Origin of the sequence: Nocardioides daphniae (assembly GCF_004777465.1) — a bacterium.
In the GTDB taxonomy this organism is placed as follows: Bacteria; Actinomycetota; Actinomycetes; order Propionibacteriales; family Nocardioidaceae; genus Nocardioides; species Nocardioides daphniae.
The window spans coordinates 642850-663388 of record NZ_CP038462.1 but is presented as its reverse complement, the minus strand read 5'-3'; the positions used below and the strand labels follow the sequence as shown (position 1 = coordinate 663388).

General features: G+C 70.2%; 21 protein-coding genes and 2 pseudogenes. 6 read left to right on the top strand and 17 right to left on the bottom strand.

Going from position 1 to position 20539, the window contains the following annotated elements:
- Positions 1-41: 41 nt before the first annotated feature.
- Genes mftC through mftA form a run of 3 tightly spaced genes read right to left on the bottom strand, consistent with a single transcriptional unit; the run spans position 42 to position 1665 of the window.
- Positions 42-1289, bottom strand: a complete 1248-nt coding sequence (gene mftC / locus E2C04_RS03200) for a mycofactocin radical SAM maturase (RefSeq protein WP_135831520.1) — start codon at positions 1287-1289, stop codon at positions 42-44.
- Complete coding sequence (gene mftB / locus E2C04_RS03195; protein WP_188420628.1) at positions 1286-1561, bottom strand: mycofactocin biosynthesis chaperone MftB; 276 nt, start codon at positions 1559-1561, stop codon at positions 1286-1288. Before mftB ends, mftC begins: the two co-directional genes overlap by 4 nt.
- Positions 1561-1665 carry a mycofactocin precursor MftA gene (mftA, locus tag E2C04_RS03190; RefSeq protein WP_135831518.1) on the bottom strand — a complete coding sequence of 35 codons (105 nt, stop codon included), beginning with the start codon at positions 1663-1665 and terminating at the stop codon, positions 1561-1563. The genes mftB and mftA overlap by 1 nt, the downstream gene beginning before the upstream one ends.
- A 23-nt stretch (positions 1666-1688) precedes the next feature.
- Between mftA and E2C04_RS21800 the strand changes: the two are divergent.
- The 6 genes and pseudogenes from E2C04_RS21800 to E2C04_RS03165 all read left to right on the top strand — a co-directional run.
- Positions 1689-1814 (top strand): annotated as a pseudogene (locus E2C04_RS21800) (hypothetical protein); the annotation flags it as partial.
- 32 nt (positions 1815-1846) lie between these two features.
- Entirely contained in the window at positions 1847-2338 is a 492-nt protein-coding gene (locus E2C04_RS03185; protein ID WP_202977873.1) for an acyl-CoA-like ligand-binding transcription factor, read from the top strand.
- A 124-nt stretch (positions 2339-2462) separates the two neighbouring features.
- Positions 2463-3584, top strand: a complete 1122-nt coding sequence (locus E2C04_RS03180) for an NDMA-dependent alcohol dehydrogenase (protein WP_135831517.1) — start codon at positions 2463-2465, stop codon at positions 3582-3584.
- Positions 3585-3589: 5 nt separating this feature from the next.
- Entirely contained in the window at positions 3590-4063 is a 474-nt protein-coding gene (locus E2C04_RS03175) for a nuclear transport factor 2 family protein (protein ID WP_158630581.1), read from the top strand.
- A pseudogene (locus E2C04_RS03170) lies at positions 4060-5498 on the top strand (aldehyde dehydrogenase). Before E2C04_RS03175 ends, E2C04_RS03170 begins: the two are co-directional and overlap by 4 nt.
- 143 nt (positions 5499-5641) lie before the next feature.
- Complete coding sequence (locus tag E2C04_RS03165) at positions 5642-6049, top strand: hypothetical protein (protein ID WP_135831515.1); 408 nt, start codon at positions 5642-5644, stop codon at positions 6047-6049.
- 13 nt (positions 6050-6062) lie between these two features.
- On the opposite strand, the gene E2C04_RS03160 is transcribed toward E2C04_RS03165, so the two are convergent.
- The 14 genes from E2C04_RS03160 to E2C04_RS03095 all read right to left on the bottom strand — a co-directional run bounded on the left by E2C04_RS03160 (position 6063) and on the right by E2C04_RS03095 (position 20500).
- Positions 6063-7328 carry an HNH endonuclease signature motif containing protein gene (locus E2C04_RS03160; protein WP_158630580.1) on the bottom strand — a complete coding sequence of 422 codons (1266 nt, stop codon included), beginning with the start codon at positions 7326-7328 and terminating at the stop codon, positions 6063-6065.
- A 133-nt stretch (positions 7329-7461) separates the two neighbouring features.
- Positions 7462-7797, bottom strand: coding sequence for a YciI family protein (locus E2C04_RS03155; RefSeq protein ID WP_135831513.1), 336 nt, complete (start codon positions 7795-7797; stop codon positions 7462-7464).
- 37 nt (positions 7798-7834) lie between these two features.
- On the bottom strand, positions 7835-8719 hold the full coding sequence (locus E2C04_RS03150) for an HpcH/HpaI aldolase/citrate lyase family protein (protein ID WP_135831512.1): 885 nt from the start codon (positions 8717-8719) through the stop codon (positions 7835-7837).
- Between the two features lie 9 nt (positions 8720-8728).
- Positions 8729-10384, bottom strand: coding sequence for an AMP-binding protein (locus E2C04_RS03145; RefSeq protein ID WP_135831511.1), 1656 nt, complete (start codon positions 10382-10384; stop codon positions 8729-8731).
- Between the two features lie 15 nt (positions 10385-10399).
- Positions 10400-11179, bottom strand: a complete 780-nt coding sequence (locus E2C04_RS03140) for an enoyl-CoA hydratase/isomerase family protein (RefSeq protein ID WP_202977872.1) — start codon at positions 11177-11179, stop codon at positions 10400-10402.
- A 90-nt stretch (positions 11180-11269) separates the two neighbouring features.
- Positions 11270-12082, bottom strand: coding sequence for an enoyl-CoA hydratase/isomerase family protein (locus tag E2C04_RS03135; RefSeq protein ID WP_135831510.1), 813 nt, complete (start codon positions 12080-12082; stop codon positions 11270-11272).
- Positions 12079-13683, bottom strand: a complete 1605-nt coding sequence (locus E2C04_RS03130) for an AMP-binding protein (RefSeq protein ID WP_135831509.1) — start codon at positions 13681-13683, stop codon at positions 12079-12081. The genes E2C04_RS03135 and E2C04_RS03130 overlap by 4 nt, the downstream gene beginning before the upstream one ends.
- A 43-nt stretch (positions 13684-13726) precedes the next feature.
- The gene (locus tag E2C04_RS03125; protein WP_135831508.1) at positions 13727-14242 is read right to left on the bottom strand and encodes a pyridoxamine 5'-phosphate oxidase family protein; all 516 of its coding nucleotides are present in this window, start codon (positions 14240-14242) and stop codon (positions 13727-13729) included.
- The gene (locus E2C04_RS03120; protein WP_135831507.1) at positions 14232-14951 is read right to left on the bottom strand and encodes an ABC transporter ATP-binding protein; all 720 of its coding nucleotides are present in this window, start codon (positions 14949-14951) and stop codon (positions 14232-14234) included. Before E2C04_RS03120 ends, E2C04_RS03125 begins: the two co-directional genes overlap by 11 nt.
- Positions 14944-15699 (bottom strand): ABC transporter ATP-binding protein, encoded by a 756-nt coding sequence (locus E2C04_RS03115; protein ID WP_135833629.1) that lies wholly within the window; start codon positions 15697-15699, stop codon positions 14944-14946. The genes E2C04_RS03120 and E2C04_RS03115 overlap by 8 nt, the downstream gene beginning before the upstream one ends.
- A 5-nt stretch (positions 15700-15704) precedes the next feature.
- On the bottom strand, positions 15705-16589 hold the full coding sequence (locus E2C04_RS03110; RefSeq protein WP_135831506.1) for a branched-chain amino acid ABC transporter permease: 885 nt from the start codon (positions 16587-16589) through the stop codon (positions 15705-15707).
- Positions 16586-17470: a branched-chain amino acid ABC transporter permease gene (locus tag E2C04_RS03105; protein ID WP_135831505.1), complete on the bottom strand. Its 885-nt coding sequence runs from the start codon at positions 17468-17470 to the stop codon at positions 16586-16588. The genes E2C04_RS03110 and E2C04_RS03105 overlap by 4 nt, the downstream gene beginning before the upstream one ends.
- A gap of 90 nt (positions 17471-17560) precedes the next feature.
- A complete protein-coding gene (locus E2C04_RS03100; RefSeq protein WP_135831504.1) occupies positions 17561-18733 on the bottom strand; it encodes an ABC transporter substrate-binding protein in 1173 nt (390 codons plus the stop codon).
- A 57-nt stretch (positions 18734-18790) separates the two neighbouring features.
- Positions 18791-20500: an FAD-dependent oxidoreductase gene (locus tag E2C04_RS03095; RefSeq protein WP_135831503.1), complete on the bottom strand. Its 1710-nt coding sequence runs from the start codon at positions 20498-20500 to the stop codon at positions 18791-18793.
- Positions 20501-20539: the final 39 nt, after the last annotated feature.

Here is a 20539-nt window from a genome sequence, read left to right as displayed (position 1 = left end):
GATCAGGGCCGGATTTGGGGCCGGATTCAGGGCGGGTCAGGTCAGGTGGTGGGCGGCGTGAAGCCGGCCAACGGGTTCTCGGCGCAGGCCGAGACGGGCGGGGCGCTCGGCAGGGTGAGCGTCTCGGGCCGGCGGCTCAGGGTGAGCATCACCGGCTGGTTGCGGGTGGGGTTGGCCTTCGAGTGGTCCTGGCTGGCGGCCGGGATGGTGCGCTCGCCCGCGAGCGCTGTCTCGCCGTAGCCCTGGACGCACTCGGGGTCGGGGCCGTCGAGCGGGAGGCCGGTGAAGAACTTCGCGGCCATGCAGCCACCGCGACAGGCGTCGAAGAAGGTGCACGACGAGCAGGCGCCACCGGTCTGCGGCGAGCGGAGCTCGGTGAAGAGCTCGGAGGTCTGCCACACCGTCTGGAAGCCGCCCTCGGCGAGCAGGTTGCCGGCCAGGAAGTTGTCGTGGATGGCGAAGGGGCAGGCGTACACGTCGCCGATCGGGTCGATCAGGCAGACGACGCGACCGGCGCCGCAGAGGTTGAGGCCGGGCAGCGCCTCGCCGAAGGCGGCGAGGTGGAAGAAGGAGTCGCCGGTGAGGACGTTCTCGCCGTGTGCCATCAGCCAGTCGTAGAGCTCGCGCTGCTGCTCGGGCAGCGGGTGCAGCTCGTCCCACACGTCGGCGCCGCGGCCGCTGGGACGCAGCCGGGTCAGGCGCAGGGTGGCGCCGAAACGGTCCGCGAGCGCCTTGAACTCGTCGAGCTGGCCGATGTTCTGCCGGGTGCAGACGACGCTGATCTTGGCGTCGGAGAAGCCGGCGTCCTGCAGGTTCTGCAGCGCGGTCAGCGCGGTGTCGTAGGAGCCGGGACCGCGGACGTAGTCGTTGACCTCGGCGGTCGCGCCGTCGAGCGAGATCTGCACGTCGACGTAGCCGTTGCAGGCCGGGGAGGCCAGGAAGGCGGCGCGCTCGGGGGTGAGGCGTACGCCGTTGGTCGAGAACTTCACGCCGACCTGGTGGTCCACCGCGTACTGCAGCAGGTGCCAGAAGTCGGGGCGGATGGTGGGCTCGCCACCGCCGATGTTGACGTAGAAGACCTGCATCCGCTGCAGCTCGTCGATGACCGCCTCGCACTGCTCGGTGGTGAGCTCGCGGGGGTCGCGGCGGCCGCTGCTGGAGAGGCAGTGCGCGCACTCCAGGTTGCAGGCGTAGGTCAGCTCCCAGGTGAGGCAGATCGGGGCGTCGAGGCCGAGCTCGAACTGCTCCACGAGCGTGCCACCGAGGGGTCGTTCAGGTGCCAGCGTCATGCGGCCGCTCCTTCCGGGCGAGGACGGATCATGTCGGTGCGGGCCAGGCCGGCGAGGGCCTCGGCGTAGACGAGGTGCTGCTGCTCGGGGATGCCGGCGGCGACGAGGGCCGAGCGCACGTCGGGCGCCTCGCCGAGGGCCCGGACCACCGTCACCAGCTCAGGCCGCTTGAGGAACGTCAGCTTGCGGTTGCCGAAGTGGTAGGCGAGCGCGCCGAAGGGTTCCGGTCGCAGCGCCACCGCCGGGGACAGGGTCCAGGCCTCGTCGAGCATCAGTACACGCCGCACATGCCGTCGATGGAGACCTCTTCGATCAGGCTCTCCGCGGTCAGCTCGGCCTGCTCCGCGGCCTGGGCCGTGGTGTTCTCCGGGTTCATCTGCACTCCTTCCAGAAGAAAATGTGATTGGTCCACACCATAAGTGCACTCGTGGCCATAATGGAAGGGTGGGACGACCAGAAGTCACGAGCCATGCCGCGATCGAGCAGGCGGCGTTCACCCTGTTCCGGGAGCGCGGCTTCGACGCCACGACCCTGGAGGCGATCGCCGCGGAGGTGGGGTGGGCCGACGCACGCTCTTCCGCTACTACCGCTCGAAGAACGACATCCCGTGGGGCCAGTTCGACCGCTCCCTGGAGGCCTTCCGCGAGATCTTCCGCGCGACGCCGCCCGATCTGGACCTGCGCGCGGCGATCGGCCGGGCGATCGTCGAGTTCAACCGGTTCCCCGACGACGCCTCCCCCTCGCACGAGGAGCGGATGCGCCTGATCCTCGAGACACCCGCACTCCAGGCGCACTCGGCGCTGCGCTACGCGGAGTGGCGTCGCGTCATTGCCGAGTACGCCGCTCGGCGACTCGGCGGCAGCCCGGACGACGTCGCTCCCCGCCTCCTGGGGTACGTCGGCCTCGGCGTCGCGCTGGCAGCGTACGAGACCTGGCTCGCCGACCCGGAGCAGCAGCTCACCGCCGTCATCGAGGCCTCCGTCGGAGCCCTCCGCGAGCTCGACGTCCACCCTCCGGGACGACCGGACGAGGAATCCGCGCGTTCCTGACGGGGGGCATCCACTCTTCGGGAACAGGTCTCAATCACCCCTTGCTTTTACTTTGGCGCTGTGTCAAAAATCATACTCATCAATCGAACAGTTCGTTTGATCGACGTATTGAGGGGACAGCACCATGAAGATTCCCGGCGCACTGCTGTGGGAGCCCGGCACCAACTCGGGGTGGACCGTCGAGGAGATCGAGCTCGACCCGCCGAAGCGGGGCGAAGCCACCGTGAAGCTGGCGGCCTCCGGCATCTGCCACAGCGACGACCACCTGGACACCGGTGACATCCCGCTCGGATGGGCACCGATCCTGGGCGGCCACGAGGGCGCCGGCGTCGTCACCGAGGTCGGCGAGGGTGTCGACCACCTCGAGGTCGGCGACCACGTCGTCCTCTCCTTCCTGCCCAGCTGCGGCAAGTGCAAGATGTGCGTGAGCGGCCGCGCCAACATGTGCGACCTCGGCGCCGGCGTCCTCGCAGGCACCTCCCCCGACGGCACGCACCGCATCCACGCCCGCGGCCAGGGCGTCGGCGCGATGTCCTACCTGGGCACGTTCGCCCCCTACGTCACGGTCCCGACCAACGCCCTGGTCAAGATCGACAAGGACATCCCGCTCAAGAGCGCCGCGCTCATCGGCTGCGGCGTCCCGACCGGCTGGGGCTCGGCGGTCTACGCCGGCGAGGTCACCCTCGGTGACACCGTGGTCGTGATCGGCACCGGTGGCGTCGGCATGAACGCCGTGCAGGGCGCCCGGCAGAAGGGCGCGAAGAACCTGATCGCCGTCGAGCCGACCGAGCACAAGCGCGACCTCGCCAAGCAGCTCGGCGCCACCCACACCGCCGCCGGCCTCGACGAGGCCAAGGAGATCGTGGCCCACCTGACCAACGGCCAGGGCGCGGACGTCGTGATCATCACCGTCGGCGTGCTGACGCCGGAGTTCATCCAGCCCGCGCAGGAAATGACGCACCGTGGCGGCACGCTCGTGCTGACCTCCGCGGCGCCGGTCAACCAGCGCGACATCCAGCTCGACCTCTACACCTTCGCGATGTCGGGCAAGCGGATCCAGGGCACGCTCTACGGCACGACCAACGCCCAGAACGACATCCCCCTGATCGCGGACCTGTACCGCCGAGGTGAGCACAAGCTCGACGAGCTGATCACCCAGGAGTACAGGCTGGAGGACATCAACCAGGCCTTCCAGGACCTCCGTGACGGCAAGAACGTCCGCGGCGTCATCGTCTACGACGACTGATCACCGTGACGACTGACGACAAGCAGGTCATCACGGCGTACCTCGACGCCGTGGGCACCCTGGCGGTCGACGACGTGGCGCCCCTCTTCCACGAGGAGGGGCGGCTCGTCCTGCCGTACGCCCCCGCGGGCGTCCCCGAGGAGGTGGCCGGTCGCACGGCCATCCACGACTACTTCTCGGCGCTGCCGCAGATGGTCGGGGCGCTCAACTTCTCGGGCTACCGGATCCGGGCGACCGAGGTCCCCGGGGAGTACGTCGTCCGCTACACCTCCGACGCCACCATGCGCGCCACCGGTGCGAGCTACCGCAACACGTACATCACCACCGTGACCGTGACCGACGGCAAGATCGCCGAGCTCACCGAGTTCTTCGATCCCATCCGGTTGGTCGAGGCCTTGGGCGGCAAGGTCCTGCCGCCCGGCTCGCCCGCGAGCCAGTCAGCGCAGCCCCAGTCAGCAGAGATCGGGAGTACCTCATGAGCAAGATCCGTAGCTTCGACAAGCTCTTCATCGGCGGCCAGTGGGTCGAGCCGGCGACCGACCGGAAGATCGACGTCGTCTCGCCGATCACCGAGGAGGTCATCGCGACCGTCCCCGAGGCCAGCGAGGCCGACATCGACAAGGCCGTCGCGGCCGCCCGCAAGGCGTTCGACGAGGGCCCGTGGCCCCACATGTCGCCGGCCGAGCGCGCCGAGATCCTGGCCCGCGTCGGCAAGGAGGTCGAGAGCCGCCTGCCGGAGATGATCGAGGCCTTCACCGCCGAGATCGGCGCCCCCGCCGCGGTCAGCGAGGCGTTCCACGACAACGCGATCAAGATGTGGGGCGACGCCTCGACGCTGCACGAGCGTTTCGAGTTCGAGGAGGAGCGCACCTGGGCCGACGGCCGCGGCAAGCTCGTCCGTGAGCCGATCGGCGTCGTCGCGGTGATCATCCCCTGGAACGGCCCCGTCGCCACGGCGTCGCTCAAGATCGGCCCGGCGCTGGCGGCTGGTTGCACCGTGGTGCTGAAGCCGGCGCCCGAGGGCCCGGTCAGCACGATGATCCTGGCCGAGGCGCTCGAGGCGGCGGGTCTGCCCGAGGGTGTCATCAGCCTGCTGCCTGGTGGCCGCGAGGTCGGCGAGCACCTGGTGAAGCACAAGGACGTCGACAAGATCTCGTTCACCGGCAGCACCGTTGCCGGGCGCCGGATCATGAGCCTCGCCGGTGAGCGCATCGCCCGCGTGACGCTGGAGCTGGGCGGCAAGTCGGCAGGCATCATCGCCGACGACATCCCGCTCGACCAGGTGCTCCCGACGCTGGCCTTCGCCGGCATCGGCAGCTCGGGCCAGGTCTGTGCCGCAATCACCCGCATCGTGGTGCCGCGCCACCGCCAGGACGAGGTGGTCGAGGCGCTGAAGGGGATCTTCGAGAGCGTCAAGGTGGGTGACCCGCGCGAGCCCGACACGGTGATCGGCCCGCTGGCCGCTGAGCGTCAGCGCGAGCGCGTCGAGGGCTACATCAAGCTGGGCGTCGAGGAGGGCGCGCGACTGGTGACGGGTGGTGAGCGCCCGAAGGACCTGGAGAAGGGCTGGTACGTCCCGCCGACGATCTTCGCCGACGTCCGCAACGACATGCGGATCGCGCAGGAGGAGATCTTCGGACCGGTCGTCTGCGTGATCCCCTCGACACCGTCGAGGAGGCAATCCAGATCGCCAACGACTCCGACTACGGCCTCTCCGGTGCGGTGTACGCCTCGGACGTCGAGCTCGCGGAGAAGATCGCCCGCCAGGTCAGGACGGGTCAGATCTCGGTCAACACGTGGGGCATGTGCGTCGTGCAGCCCTTCGGCGGCTACAAGCAGTCCGGCCTCGGCCGTGAGGGCAACGTGGAGGGCCTGAGCGCCTTCCTGGAGACCAAGCTCATCCAGTACGCCTGAGCCGACGCGGTCGCTGAGGCGGCTGCAGCACCGTGACCCGGGGGTCGCCTGACATGTTCAGGCGGCCCTTCGGTTTGTTGTCTGTGGTGGCTCCACCCCTTGCGCCCGGCGGACGGCCGCAGTTCAGTGGGTGGATGGACGCCATGGAGGATCCGATCTTCCTGGAGTGGCTCGACCGCGAGGCCGGGAAGGCCCAGCTCGAGGCCGAGCGCTACCAGCAGTACCTGAGCCGCTCGCCCCTGCAGCGCGGATCGTGGACCTCGGTCCTACGCCCCGAGACGATGCTGATCGTCTACCAGGGCATGACGCCGCGCGAGGCCGTACTGGCTGTGCTGCGGGGAAACATGGAGACGCGCCGAGCTCACGGCGGGGAGCATCGTGCACCCGAGGCACCGGCCGAGGCACCGCGCGCGGCACCGCCCTCGGTCGAGGCGGAGGAGCCCGCGCCTACGGCCAGTTCCACGACGGCCCGCACTGTCGCGATGGCAGCCGGCAGCGCTGCAGCGCTCGCCGCAGGGTTCATGCTCAAGCAGTGGCGTCAGCGCAGGTGAAGCCGCGGACGGCTTACGTCCGCCGGGCGAAGCGGTAGTCCCCACTGGCCAACCGCGTCATGTCGTACGCAGCGTCGTGCGCCCGGTGGTGGTGACGGCTGCAGAGGAGGACGGCGTTGTGTCGGTCGGAGTCGCCTCCCTGTGACCACGGGACCAGATGGTGGGCTTCGGCCCAGGTGCCGGGGATCGAGCATCCTTCGGCGCGGCAGGTCTGGTCTCGCAGGAGCAGCGCGCGGCGCTGTGCTTTGGAGAAGAGCGGGGTTGAACGGCCGAGGTCGAGGATCTCGGAGTCCTTGCCGAGCACGGCGGGGATGATCTGGGCGTTGCAGGCGAGGCGCCGGGCTTCGCGGGCGGTGATGCGGTCGAACCCGTCTCCGGGGACACCGTTGTCCAGGGCGGCCACGCCGAGGCCGGAGGTCAGCGCCTCCAGGGAGATGGTCACGGTGACGTTGGTGGCGTCTCCGCCGTGGATCGGGAGTCGCTTCGGGTCGACGGTCTCGAGGAGCTGGGCGAAGGCCTCGGCCAGCTGACGCGGCCTGTTCACCCCGTGACCGAACCCGTTCTTCTCGACGTCGGACTGCTCGTCGCTCGTCCTGCGGACTGCGCCGTCGGCGAGCCGCGGGTTGGTGAAGGCGTGCAGGTAGGTGGCAAGTCGCGCGGCGACCGCGTCGGGCACGACGCCCGAGATCCGCGTCGTCCCGTCGCCGACGGCGCGGATCCGAAGACGCTGCTTCTCCTGGGCGCGCTTCTCGGCGTCGTCGAGACGCCGGCGCTCCTCGTCCTCGAAGCGCTCGGGATCGACGACCTCGAGGATGCGACGGCCCAGGACTGCCAGCTCCTTGGGGTCGTGGTCGGCGGCGAGGCGGACGAGCTCAGCCTCCGCGAGCGCGACGACGTCCTGACCCACACGGTCGGGCAGCTCCCCCACGGCGCCTGCGACCACGCGAGCCTGCGCGAGGTTCACGGCTCCCTCACGCAGGGCCCTCGCCAGCACCGGGAGGCCGCGATCGAGCGCCTCCGCCAGGCGAAGGTCTGCCATGGCGTCGGCACGTCGCACCCGTCCGTGGTGGGCGAGCCACGTGCCGGTGGAGTGGAACCCCTCGGACTCAGCCACGTCGCCCGCGGCCGACATCACGCGGAGTCGTAGCTCAGCGACCTGCGACTCGATCTCGAGCCACGCCAGGAGGGTGGCGGCCTTCTCGTCGGCCGGCATGAAGGTCGGGTTCACGTCTGCGACAGCTTTGAGCATCTCCTTGACCGCGACTGCTGTGTCGGTCATGAGATGCATCGGGCCCCCTGGTGTCTGCCAATGCACTCATTCTTTCGAACATACTTTCGAATGCACAGCCCCACGTTGGGTATTCAGCACGCTCGCACGGACATGTGCGAGGCGGAGCCGAGGGAACCGCCCCTCATCCAGGCTCGATCGCAGGACACTCCAGGACCTCGATCGAGTTGCCGTCGTGGAGCGTGAGATGCGGGTGCTCCGAGAAGATCCGGACGGCCTCGTCGTGCGACGGGGCCTCGACGAGGGCATAACCGACCTTGGCATCGGTGAACTCCCGGGCACCCGTCGACGTCACGACCTTCTTCCTGAAGAGCGGCGCGCCGGGATCGATCAACGCATCGACGTGCGCCTGGGCCCACGCGGCCCACGCAGCCATGAACTCAGACTGCCGCTCTGCACTGATCTCATCGCCCGAGCCGGTCTCGGCGGCGCCGAGGTAGATCGCCAGGTACGTGCCCATGGGTGCACGCTAGGCGATCCGGCCGGTGCCGGCCGCCTCACCCCTCACCGCGTACGAGCCGTGCGTGCGCGAGCCACTCCTTCGCCTTCTCCATGTGCGCGATGTCGACGTGGGTGCCGCGGAAGCGCACGGCGCCGTGGCCGTCGGCAATCGCCTTCTCGACGGTCTCGACGAGCTCCTCGTGGTAGGCGACCTCGTCGTCCGACGGCGTGTAGACGTCGTGCACGACCGGGACGTGGGAGGGGTGGATGAGGATCTGGCCGCGGAAGCCGAGCTGCAGGCCGTAGTCGGCGAACTTCGCCAGGCCGTCGAGGTCCTCGAGGTCCTCCCACAGGCCGGTCAGCGGGTGCAGGCCGAACTGGCGGCACGCCAGCAGGATGCGGCTGCGCAGGTAGAGCGTCTCGCTGCCCTCGCGCGACTGGCGGTAGCCGACGGCGCGCGCGATGTCGGCGTGCTCCGACGTCGGGCCGATCATCGCGCCCACCCGCGGGGACGCCCCGGCGATCTCGATCGCGTTGTTGATCGCGTCGACCATCTCCACCGGCACGATCATCTCCAGGCCATCGGCGCCGTTGCGGGCCTCGAACCAGTCGATGAGCGTCTCCCACCGCACCACGTCGGTGGCGTTGCGGATCTTCGGCGTGAAGAGCCCCGTCAGGTCGGGCCCGACGACGGCCTCCAGATCAGCCCCGGCCATCTTCGTGTCGAGCGCGTTCGGACGCACGAAGAGGCCCACGCGCGACGACTCCTGCCGCAGCGCCGCCAACGTCTCCCGCGCGGTCGCCCGCGCCGACTCCTTGAGGTCGGCCGGGACCGAGTCCTCGAGGTCGATGACGATGCAGTCCGCCCCCGACGCGAGCGCCTTGTGGGCCCACGCGGGCTTGTGCGCCGGGACGAACAGGATCGAGCGGTAGGGGTGCACGGGGGCTCCTCAGCGGGTCTCGGGCGTACGGTCGTGGGTGTCGTCGGTGACGCCCAGCTCGCGCAGCTTGGCCTTCTGCACCCGCTGCGACGGGGTCTTGGGCAGCTCGTCGACGAAGCGCAGGTAGCGCGGCACGGCGAACGACGGGATCCGGCCGTCGCAGTGCTCCCACAGCTCCTCGGCCGTCACCTCGCTCTGCGTGATCACGTAGGCCATCACCTCGTCCTCCCCCGCCTCGGTCGACGCGGGCACAGCGATCACCGCGGTCTCGACGACGGCCGGGTGGGACAGGATCGAGGTCTCGATCTCGTACGAGGAGATGTTCTCGCCGCGGCGGCGCAGGGCGTCCTTGAAGCGGTCGACGAAGTAGAACCAGCCGTCCTCGTCGCGTCGCAGCGCGTCACCGGTGTGGAACCACAGGTTGCGCCACGCCTCGACGGTCTTCTCGGGCATGTTGTAGTAGCCCATCGAGCAGATGAAGGGCACCTTCGGGCGGATCACCAGCTCGCCGATCTCGCCGACCGCGACCTCCTCGTCGGTCTCCGGGTCGACCAGCGCGACGTCGAACCACTCGTCGGCCGCCAGGCCTGCCGCGCCCGCGGGCCGGGACTCGCCGTAGGGCGAGATGATCGGTGCCGACGTCTCCGTCAGGCCGAAGACCTCGACGAACGCCTCGATGCCGTAGCGCTCCTTCATCGGCTCCACCAACGTCGCCGCCGTGGGCGCAGCGAAGACCACGCGCAGCGGGTTGTCGGCGTCGTCGGAGCGCCGGTCCTGCTTCCAGATGAAGTCCATCATGACGCCGATGAAGTTGGTGACGCTCACCCGGCTCTCGCGGATCTGGTCGACCCAGCGGCTCGCGGAGAACTTCGAGCGGATCACGCAGCGCGCGCCCGCGACCATCGTCGGGTACGCCGCCATGAACTGCGCGTTGCCGTGGAAGAGCGGCGTCACCGTCATCCAGGCGTCGTCCGGGGTCAGCCGCACCAGCGAGACGCACTCGTCGGCGAAGAAGTACATCTGCGCGTGCGGCATCGCCACACCCTTGGAGGGGCCGGTCGTGCCGGAGGTGAAGAGCACCGAGGCCAGGTCCTGCGGCTGCACGTCGGGCAGCTCGACGCTGCGCCCGGCGGGCAGCTCGGCCTCCAGCTCGTCCCACGGCGCGGCGTCCCAGCCGGCCTCGCGCAGGATCTCGATCGCCTTGTCCTGCTGGCCGGTGTCGATCACCCAGAACTTGGTGATGTCCGAAGCTGCCTCCTTGACCGCGACGAACCGCTCGGCGAAGACGTCGTCGACGACGGCCAGCTTCGCTTCCACGGTGCGCACCTGGTGGGCCAGGAAGTCGTGCTCGTACGCCGTGTTGATCGGCACCTCGACGAGGCCGGCGACGGCGCTGCCCACCCACGTACGCACGAAGCGCGACGAGTTCTGGGCGACCAGCACGACGCGGTCACCCTTCTCGGCGCCCTGGTCGAGGAGGTTGCGCCCGACCCGCTCGGCAGAGGCGAGCATCTCGGCGTAGGTCCAGGTGGCCGACTCCTCGGGAGCGTCGAGCCAGACGGCGTCCGGGCGCTCGGCGGCGTGGTGGCGCAGCACGGTGGGCAGGGCCCACTGCGACCGGTCGGAGAAGGTGGGGGTGAGGTCGCGGTAGTAGCGGAAGGTCACTGGGTCAATCCTTCGTCAGGAGTTCCGGGCCCGGCGGGCACCGCGGAAGTCGGGCTTGCGCTTCTCGAGGAAGGCACGCGCCCCCTCGAGCATGTCGTCGCTGCCGATCGCCTGGATCAGCGCGCCGAGGTTGGCGGCCATGTTGTCCTTGGACAGGTTCCACCACTGGTTGCTGCTGGTCTTGGCGATCTCCAGGTAGCGCGGGCTGAGGGCGTCGATCTCGTCGAGCCACCGGTCGACGGCGGCGTCGAGCCCCTCGTCGGCCACGACCTCGTTGACCAGGCCCCACTCGAGCGCCTGCAGCGCGGAGTAGCGACGGCACAGCATCGCCATCTCCTTCGCGCGACGCTCGCCGATCTGCACGGCCATCAGGTTCGTGGCGCCCAGGACCGGCGCGGAGCCGACCTTGGGTCCGGTCTGCCCGAAGGTCGACCGCTCGGTGGCGATCGCGAAGTCGCAGGCGACCACGAGCTCGTTGCCGCCACCCGCGGCAGCGCCGTCGACGGCGGCGATCACCGGGCGCGGGCAGGCGCGGATCGCATCGAGCAGCTTGAGCGAGGTGGTGAAGAGCCGTCGCAGCTGGACCGGGTCGGGCTCACCCAGCTGGGTGAGGGCTCCTCCGGCGCAGAAGCTGCCGCCGGCGCCGGTGATGACCACCGCGCGCGCCTCGGCCGCCTCCTCGACGGCGTCGATCATGGCCCGGGCCATGTCCAGGTCGTAGGCGTTGCGCCGCTCAGGAGCATTGATCGTGATCCACACGACGTCGCGGCGCTCGGCCACCTCGATGCTGCCCACGTGAGCTCCTCTTCCTACGACCTATTGATGTGGTTCATGATCAACAATACCGGTGACGGGGGTTACTGGCAACGCTCCCACGAGAAGCCGTCAGGAAGAACGACGCGCGCGGAAGGCCTCCACGGCCGTCCGATGCTCCGGCGTGGAGAAGAGCAGCGCGATCGCCTCGACCGACTCCGGGTAGCCGACCTCGGTGCCGCGGTTGAGGAACGCCTTGCCCACCTGCACCGCCAACGGTGAGTTGGCCGCGATCTCCTCGGCCAGCCCGACCGCCGCCTCGACCAGCTCGTCGTCCGGCAGCACCCGGGCCACCAGCCCCATCGACTCGGCCTCGGCGGCGTCGACCGTCCGACCGCTCAGGGCGAGCAGCCGAGTACGGTGGCGCCCGATCACGTCCGGCCCGCGCACGATCCCGTAGCCGGGCATCAGCCCGACCGACGCCTCCTTGAAGGAGAAGCGGGCCGAGGTCGCGGCGTACGCGACGTCGCAGGCCAGGGTGAGCTCGGTGCCGCCGCCGAAGGCGATGCCGTTGACCGCGCCGACCACCGGGATCGCGCACTTCTCGACGGCGTGGAAGGCCTCGTAGACCCGCAGCAGGTGCGGGCGTACGCGGTGCACGTCACCGTCGAGCGCGTGGAACATGTCGATGTCGCCGCCCGCCGAGAAGGCGCGCCCCTCCCCCGTCAGCACCACGGCCCGATGGGTGTCGTCGTCCTTGCCGAGGCTGCGCATCAGTCGGGTCAGCTCGGCGAACCACTGCTGGTCCATCGCGTTGAGCTTCTCGGGCCGGCACATCGTCACGACCAGCACGCCGGAGGCGAGCGACTCGAACCGGAACCGCTCGTAGCCCTCGAGGTGCGCCGGCAACGCCGCGCCGCGGCTGCTGCTTCGATCCGTGCTCATCGCGCCTCCCGGTCCCAGGTGCCGGGGACGACTCCCTCGGCCTTCAGCTTGTACTTCTCCACCCGCTGGCTCGGAGTCAGTGGCAGCTCCTCGACCAGGCGTACGTAGCGGGGCACCGCGAAGGCCGTCAGACGACCGTCGCAGTGCTCCACCAGTGCCGCCGGATCCAGCTCGACGCCGGGCGCCGGCACGACAGCCACCATGACGTCCTCCTCCGACAGTTCTGACGTCACGCCGTACGCAGCGACCTGCGCGACGCCGTCGTGCTCGGCGATCACCCGCTCGACCTCCCAGGTCGAGACGTTCTCGCCGCGTCGACGCACGGTGTCCTTGACCCGGTCGAGGAAGGTGAGGAAGCCGTCCTCGTCCAGCACCCCGCGGTCACCGGTGTGGAACCAGAGGTTGCGCCACGCCTCGACGGTCGCGGCCGGGTCGCCCTCGTAGCCGGAGAACATCCAACCCGGCGCCTTCGGCCGCGCGACGATCTCACCGGGGGTGCCGGTGGGCACGGGCTGGTCGAGCTCGTCGACCACGGCCACCCGGTAGAGCGGCGACTCCTGGCCGGCGGTGCCGACGCGGCGCCGTTGCGGCGGCATCTCGCAGACCAGCGAGACCTCGGTGCTGCCGTAGATCTCGGTGAGCCGAACGTCGAAGCGCTCCTCGAAGACCTCGAAGATCTCGGCCGGGCAGGGCGCCCCGAAGGCGACCCGCACCGGGTTGTCACAGTCGTCGTCCCACCGCGGCTGCTTCTCCAGGATGCTCATCATCGCGCCCTGGTAGTTGAAGGCCGTGATCCCCTCGCGCCGGCAGATCTGCCAGAAGCCCGACGCGGTGAAGCGGCGGTGGAGCAGCACCCCCGCGCCGGCCTCGAGCCCTGCCATCACCGAGCAGTAGCGCGCGTTGGAGTGGTAGAGCGGGAAGACGCTGTAGAGCCGGTCGGCGGCGGTGTAGCCCATCAGCTCGACGGTGTGCCGGGCCAGGTTGACGTTGGCGCGGTGGGTCAGGCGTACGCCCTTCGGCGGCCCAGTCGTGCCGGAGGTGTAGAGCACCACGGCGGTGCTGCCGGGGTCGACGACGGGCAGCTCGCCCGCCACCTCTCCCGGCGTCGCGGCGAGCAGGTCGGCGAAGGCGTGCGTACGCAGCCCCGGAACCTCCGCTCCGACGACGCTGCCCTCCCCCATCAGGACCAGGTGCTCGACGACCGCACGCTCCCCACCAGGGCCCACCTCGGCCAGCGCGCTGCGCAGCAGCGGCACCAGCTCGGCGTCGCAGACGACCGCCCGCACGCGCGAGCGGACCAGGCAGTGCGCCAGCGCCACCGACCCGGCCGCGGGGTTGAGCGGCACCTCGACCAGCCCGGCGCGGGCGATCCCGAACCAGGCCTGCAGGGAGCCGACGCAGGCCGGGGTCAGCACGGCGACGCGGTCCCCCGGCGTCAGCCCCAGGCGCAGCAGGCCAGAGGCCACCCGGCTCGCGTCGGCGTCGAGGGCACGGGCGTCGACCCGCTCGTCCTCGACGACGACCTCCGCGGCGCCGCGTCGCGGGTCGGCCGCGACCTCGGCCAGCCAGTCCCCCAGGCTCAGGTCCTTCTTCTGCTCCACCGGGCTCCTCCGTTTCGTGTCGTGCCGGTCGAAGGGGCGGAGCTCAGCCGCGTCCGCCCCGTCCGTCGCCAGCCAGGCGGGTCGAGTCGTGCGACGCGGTGACCCGGGTCGGCACGACCTCGATCACCACGCGCTGCGGGCTGTCGAGCAGCCGCACGAAGGCGTCGGGGTCCTCCGGCGCCAGCCGCGGGGCGAGGCGTCGTACGCAGTCCATCACGACCTCGCGGTCCCGGTGCACCGTCGCGGTGCCCCGCACGGCGACCATCCGACGCCCGGTCAGTCCGCTGCCGGTGCTCGAGACGACCAGCGCGACGCGCGGGTCGGAGTCGACCCCGCGCACCTGCCGGCGGCCCTCGACGGTCGCGCACCAGAAGTGCCCCTGCTCGTCGACCTGGTAGCTCATCACCACCGCGGTCGGGAGCCCGTCCTGGTTGAAGGAGAGGACGCACTCGGTCTGGGCCTCGAAGAGCTCCGCCTGGTCGGCGGTCGTCATCCGGGCCTTCGCCAGGTCCTCGATGTCCTTCTCGCCCGGCCGGGGGCCGGTCGTCTCAGGAGGCATCGAGCGCGGCCTCGCCGAGCATCGCGTGCACGATCGCCTTGTTGCCCCGGGCCTCCTCGGCCGAGCCGCTCCACACGGTCTCACCGCGGCTGACCACGAAGACGTCGTCGGCGACCCGCAGGCCGGCCTCGGCGTTCTGCTCGACCATCAGGATGCCGATGCCGGCGTCGGCCATCGACCGCACGCTCGACATCACCTTCTCGACCATCGTCGGCGCCAGCCCCATCGACGGCTCGTCCATCAGCATCAGCTTGGGGCGCGACATCAGGGCCCGTCCGAAGGCGAGCATCTGCTGCTCTCCGCCCGAGAGCAGGCCGGCCTGGGCGTGACAGCGGTCGCCGAGGATCGGGAACTTCTCGTAGACCTCGGCGATGCCCTGGTCGAGGTTTCCGCGGGGGGCTGCGTACCCGCCGATGCGCAGGTTCTCCTCGACCGTGAGCGGGAAGAAGATCTTGCGCCCCTCGGGCACCAGCACCATGCCACGGCGTACGACGCGGTGCGCCGAGGTGCCGGTGATGTCGGTGCCCTCGAGGACCACCGAGCCCGACGCGGGCTTGTGGAAGCCGGCGACCGCGCGGAGGCTGGTCGACTTGCCAGCGCCGTTGGCGCCCAGCACCAGGGTGACCCGGCCGGCGGTGGCGGAGAAGGAGACGCCGTGCACCGCCTTCACGGGGCCGTAGTTGACGTGCAGGTCGGTGACCTCAAGCATGGGTCGCTCCCTTCCCGAGGTAGGCCTCCTGGACGTCGGGGTGCCGCACCACCTCGCGGGGGTCACCCTCGGCGATCAGCTTCCCGAAGTTCATCGCGAAGAGGTGGTCGCAGGTGTCGACCATCATCTGCACGTCGTGCTCGACGATGAACTGGGTGACACCTTCGTCGAGGAGCTGCTTCATCAGCTCGCTGATCTCGGCGCGCTCGGTGTTGTTCATGCCGGCGGTCGGCTCGTCGAGCAGCAGCAGGCGAGGGCGACCGATGATCGCGCGGGCGAACTCGACGCGACGCTGCATGCCGTAGGACAGCTCGTCGGGCCGCATCCGCGCCACCTCGCGTACGCCGACGCGCTCCATGACCTCCTCGACCCGGGCGGTCGCCTCCTTGCGGCGCTCCTTGGGGAGGGTGTCCTGGCCGAGCAGGATGTTGTCGCGCACCGAGCGGTCGTCGAGCAGGCGGACCGTCTGGAAGGTGCGGGCGATGCCCATGTGGTGCACCTTGCGCGCCGCGGCCTTCGTGTAGTCGTGACCGTCGAGGACGAAGCGGCCGCGGGTGAGCGGCGTCAGCCGCGTCATCGCGCCGAGCAGGGTCGACTTGCCCGAGCCGTTGGGGCCGAGCACGCCGTAGATCTTGCCGGGGTGCATCTCCAGCGAGATCCCGTCGACGGCCTTGACGCCGCCGAAGTGGACCGCGACGTCCTGGACCTCGAGCAGCGCGGTGCGCTGCCTCACTGCGGTCTCTGTCATGACGCTCACCTTGTCTCCTGGAGGGCCGCCACGCGGGCCCGTTCCTCTCGGGTTCGGAAGCGGTGCAGGAGGTCCTTCGCGACCCCCAGGACACCGTTGGGCAGGTAGATCGCGGCCGCGGCGACGATGAAGCCGTAGGCGACCTTCTCCCACTCCTGGACGAAGGAGAGCCAGGTCGGCAGCCAGACGAAGATGACGGCTCCGATGAGGGCTCCCAGCCAGGAGCGGGCACCGCCGACCACGATGGCGGTCAGCGCCACGATGACGAGGTGGAAGTTGACCTCGGCGGGGGTGATCGTCGACCGGAGCAGGGTGGTGATGGCGCCGGCCAGGCCTCCGAGCAGGCCCGAGACGAGGAACGAGAGACGGCGGTAGTTGGCCACGTCGATGCCGAGCGCGTTGGCCAGCTCCGGGTCCTCGCGGACGGTGTCGATGCGGCGACCCAGGCCTCGGGCCTCGGTGAAGGCGAGCAGGGCGATGACCGCGACGACGACCACGACGATGTGGGTCATGGTGATCTCGCCCAGCGCGCCGTAGAGGCCGCCGGCCCCGCCGGTCAGGTCTCCGCCGTTGACCGCGACGACCGAGACGATCAGCGTGAAGGCGATGGTCGCCATGCCCATGTAGAGGCCGGTCAGCCGCTGGACCACCAGTCCCAGCAGGAAGACCGCGACGCCCGCGGCGAGGGTGCCGACCAGCACCGACGGCCAGGTGGACCACTCGAGGTGGACCATCGCCATGGCGCCGCCGTAGCCGCCGATGCCGAAGGCACCGATGCCGGCGAACGAGAAGACGCCGAAGCGCAGCGGCACCTGGATGCTGAGGGCCAGCAGGAGGGTGGTGAGCGTCGTCTGGATCAGGACGACGTTCATGTAGTACCAGTCGCTCATGTGCGTCGCACCTCCTTGCGTCCGAGGAGCCCCTGGGGGCGGGCGAGCAGGATCAGGAAGATGAGTCCGAAGGAGACGGCGTCGACCCAGGTGCCCCAGTTCATGTAGAGGACGAAGGTCTCGGCCGAGGCCAGGACGTAGGCGCCGATGACGGTGCCGAGCATCGAGCCGAGCCCGCCGAGCACGATCACGGCGAAGGCCTTGATGATCAGCTGGTCACCGGTCTCGGGGGCGATGGCGCCGAGGTGGAAGGTGAGCAGTGCTCCGGCCAGCCCGGCCAGCGCGCCGGCCACGGCCATGGTGCCCAGCGCGAGGGCGGTGCGGTTGACGCCCATCCCGGAGCTGGTCTCGGCGTCGACGCCGATCGCCCGCAGCGCCAGGCCCTGGCGGGAGCGGCGCAGCCACAGGGTGAGGCCGATCCCCATCGCCAGGCCGGCGACGATGATCACCGCGGAGGTGGTGGTCAGCCGCAGGCCGAGGATCTCGAAGACCTCGGCCTTGTAGCTCGAGGTGAAGCCGAAGGGGCTGGAGCGGGTCTCGCGCTGCGCCAGGGCGAGCGGGATCGCGGCGACGCCGATGCCGCCGATCAGGATGCGCATCTCGGCGTGGTGCTGGCTCTTCGACCGCTTCAGGATCGGCTGGAAGGCCAGCAGCTGGGTGAGCGTCGAGATCACCGCTCCGGTGACCACGGCGACTCCGATCACGCCGAGGAAGGGCAGCTCGGTCTCGCGGGAGACCAGGTGGCCGACGAAGGCCGAGAACATGAAGGTGGCGCCGTGGGCGAAGTTCAGGATGCCGATGGTGCCCCAGACGAGGGCCATCCCCAGCGCGAAAAGCAGGTAGATGGAGCCCAGCGTGGCTGCGTTCAGCAGATCTTGCACGGGGGGATTCCTCTCGGGAGGGAGGGGCGGGGGGTGAGGTGCGGCCCGCGCGCACGACGCACGACGTACGACGCGGGCCGCACCCGAGGGTCACCCAGCGGTTGCCAGCGACTCCTTGCCGCCGTTCCACTGGACCAGGACGCCGTCGATGCGGGCGTCGTTGCCGTCGAAGGTCAGGTCGCCCATCGCTCCGGTGAAGCCCTCCTCGGCCACCTGCTCCAGGCCCTTGCGGATGCCTTCGCGCGAGGAGTCGCCGGAGGCCTTGATCGCGCGGGCGATCCACCACATGGCGTCGTAGCCGTCGGCCGCGTAGGGGTTGGGCTCCTTGTCGAACTTCTTCTTGAAGGCCTCGGTGAAGGCCTGCGAGGACTCGCCCTCCATGGCCACCGAGAACGGGACCGGGTAGACGAGGCCGTCGGCCGAGTCGCCGGCCGCCTTGATGTTGCCGGCCGCCTGGACCGAGGTGGCGACGACCTGGCCGTCGTAGCCGGCGTCCTCGAGCTGGCCCAGCGCGGTGACCGACTGCGGGGCGATGAGCAGCATCACCAGGGCGTCGCTGCCCTCGCGGGCGACCTGCTGCGCCTGGCCGGTGAAGTCCTGCGTGGTCATCTGCACGGGCAGCGACTGGACGACCTCCATGCCGCGGTCCTTCGCCATCGCGGGCACGTCGTCCTCGCCGAGCAGGGCGAAGGTCGGGAAGGTGGCGTTGTAGAGGATCGAGATCTTCTTGGCGCCCTTCTCCTCGAGGTAGTCCATGACCGACTCGTAGTAGGACTCCATGGGCGGGGTGGCGCGGAAGGTGTAGTCGTTGATCACGACGCCGGCACCACCTGCCTGGGTGAAGACGGTCGGCACCTTCTGCCGGCCGACGAGCGGGGCGACCGTGGCCGCCTGCTGCGTGGAGACCGGGCCGAGGATGGCCGAGATGCCTCGGTCGCCCATCGCCTTGCTCATCTCGCTCGAGGCCCGCTCGATCTCGCCGGCGGTGTCGAACTTCTCCAGGTCGATCTTGACGCCGTCGCCGAGGAAGCCCTGCTCCTCGATCTCGTCGATGGCGAGCTCGGCGCCCTCGGACGCGCCGAGTCCGGCGTAGGCGACGGCACCCGTCTGGTCCTGGACCTGGGCGATCTTGATGGTGTCGGCGATGCCTCCGTCGCCGTCGCTGCCGCCGCCGTCACCGCTGCCGCAGGCGGCGGTGCCGAGCACCGTCGTCATGGCCACAGCAGCCAGCAGCGCCTTGCGCTTCAACGCTCCACTCCCCATGGGGTTCCTCCAGATGTGTCGTGCGGATCGGGGCCGCCGGGTCGGCGGACCGGAAGGTCAGGCGATCGGGGCGCCTGACAGTTCATGACCGACCAGGTAGGCCAGCGTCAGTCCGCGCCCGAGCGCGATTCCCGAGTTGTAGGCGGTGCCGGTGGTGGTCAGTGCCGCCACCGAACCTGCGGCGAAGAGGCCGGGGACCGGCTTCCCGCCTTCGTCGAGGACGTGTCCGTCCCCGTCGATCCGGACGCCCGAGGTTCCGATGCCGGTGCCGACGAAGCGGAGCCGGATGCCGTGGAAGGGCGCCTGGACGATCGGTCCCAGCACGGGGCTGGGTGAGTTGTCGGGGTCACCGGCGAACTTGTTGACGTAGTCCACGGTGCCGCGACCCCAGTCGGGGTCCTCCCCCTTCTCGGCGTGCTCGCTGAACCGCTCGGCGGTCCTGGCCAGCTGCTCGCCGTCGATGCCGAGCTGCTCACCGAGCTGCTCGAGGGTGGCGGCCGACTGCACCCAGCCCTCGGGGTACTCCCCGCCGGGCGGCGTCGCGGCCAGGCCGTACTTCTGCCGGTGCTGGTCGTCCCAGACCAGGAAGAAGGGCAGGTGGGTGTCGTCGGGGTCCAGCGTCCGGCGGCAGATGTCGACCCAGTAGGAGTCGTTGCAGAAGCGGTTGCCGTGGCGGTCGACGATCATCGAGTGCGGCATCGCGTACTCCGGGCCGTAGCCGAAGCCGGTGCCGACCTGCGAGCGCCAGCCGGGCAGGATCGGGGTCGCGTTGGCCGGGATCTTCGCGATGTCGCCGCCGACCTGGCGGGCCAGCTTGATGCCATCGCCGCGCAGCGTCTCGGGGGCGACCGAGCCCCAGTCCTCCTCGGTCAGGCCGAGAATCTCGCCGACCAGCTCGGGGTCCCAGTCGTAGGTGCTGGTGGCCAGCACGACCGGTCCGCGCAGCTCGACCAGACCGTCGGGGGTCTCGGCCTTGAGGCCGACGACGGCGCCGTCCTCGGTGAGCAGCTCGACGACCCGGTGCTCGGTGCGGATCTCGACCAGCTCGTGCTCGACGACCTTCTTGAGGAAGCCGGCGACCACGCCGGTGCCGTAGGTCAGCGGGTCGGAGTCGGCGACCTTCTCGAACTCGGTGCCGTCGGAGAGGCCGAAGGCGGGCAGGCCGGCGTGGGAGTGCTTCGTCGCGCTCTTCTCGTCGCCGGACTCGTCGACGTACGTCGCCCGCCTGCCCTTCTCGAGCAGCTCACGGTAGGTGCGGCCCACCGGGAAGTAGGGGCTGTAGCGGAGCTTGTCGCGCCACTCCCCCAGCACCGAGCCGTCGACGACCTCGTTGGTCAGGTAGCGGCCCTGGGGCAGGGCACCCTTCGCCTCGTTGTGGTAGTCGGCGAGGCCGGGGATGACGGTCCAGCGGATCGCGTCGTTCTGCTCGAAGTACTCCATCGCCTTCGGCGAGGTCTCGATCCAACGGAGCAGCGCCCGCTCGTCGAGGACCTCGGGGGCGAGGTGGGAGGCGACGTCGCGGATGTAGGTCTCGGTGAGCTCCTTGGAGTCGCCGTCGATGCCCTCGCGGCGGGCGACGTGGTTGTCGCCGCACCAGACCTGGCCGCCGGAATAGGCGGCCGCGCCGCCCACCAGCTCGGCGGCCTCGAGGACGATCGCGGGGCGACCGTTGAGCGCGCAGGTGAGGGCGGTGGAGAGCCCCGAGAGGCCGGCCCCGACCACGAGGACGGGGGACGACGACGGGGTGGAAGCACCGGTCTCCGACACGACATTTCTCCTCTCACCCAAGCCCAGTGGCCTGCGTCA

Bases quoted from the DNA above. Each gene is read 5' to 3' on its own strand.
- E2C04_RS03155 (WP_135831513.1), bottom strand. From the start codon at position 7,797: ATGGGCACGTACCTGGCGATCTACCTCGGCGCCGCCGAGACCGGCTCG.
- mftB (WP_188420628.1), bottom strand. From the start codon at position 1,561: ATGCTCGACGAGGCCTGGACCCTGTCCCCGGCGGTGGCGCTGCGACCG.
- mftC (WP_135831520.1), bottom strand. From the start codon at position 1,289: ATGACGCTGGCACCTGAACGACCCCTCGGTGGCACGCTCGTGGAGCAG.
- E2C04_RS03160 (WP_158630580.1), bottom strand. From the start codon at position 7,328: ATGACCGACACAGCAGTCGCGGTCAAGGAGATGCTCAAAGCTGTCGCA.
- E2C04_RS03135 (WP_135831510.1), bottom strand. From the start codon at position 12,082: ATGAGCACGGATCGAAGCAGCAGCCGCGGCGCGGCGTTGCCGGCGCAC.
- E2C04_RS03125 (WP_135831508.1), bottom strand. From the start codon at position 14,242: ATGCCTCCTGAGACGACCGGCCCCCGGCCGGGCGAGAAGGACATCGAG.
- E2C04_RS03120 (WP_135831507.1), bottom strand. From the start codon at position 14,951: ATGCTTGAGGTCACCGACCTGCACGTCAACTACGGCCCCGTGAAGGCG.
- E2C04_RS03165 (WP_135831515.1), top strand. From the start codon at position 5,642: ATGGAGGATCCGATCTTCCTGGAGTGGCTCGACCGCGAGGCCGGGAAG.
- mftA (WP_135831518.1), bottom strand. From the start codon at position 1,665: ATGAACCCGGAGAACACCACGGCCCAGGCCGCGGAGCAGGCCGAGCTG.
- E2C04_RS03110 (WP_135831506.1), bottom strand. From the start codon at position 16,589: ATGAGCGACTGGTACTACATGAACGTCGTCCTGATCCAGACGACGCTC.
- E2C04_RS03100 (WP_135831504.1), bottom strand. From the start codon at position 18,733: ATGGGGAGTGGAGCGTTGAAGCGCAAGGCGCTGCTGGCTGCTGTGGCC.
- E2C04_RS03180 (WP_135831517.1), top strand. From the start codon at position 2,463: ATGAAGATTCCCGGCGCACTGCTGTGGGAGCCCGGCACCAACTCGGGG.
- E2C04_RS03115 (WP_135833629.1), bottom strand. From the start codon at position 15,699: ATGACAGAGACCGCAGTGAGGCAGCGCACCGCGCTGCTCGAGGTCCAG.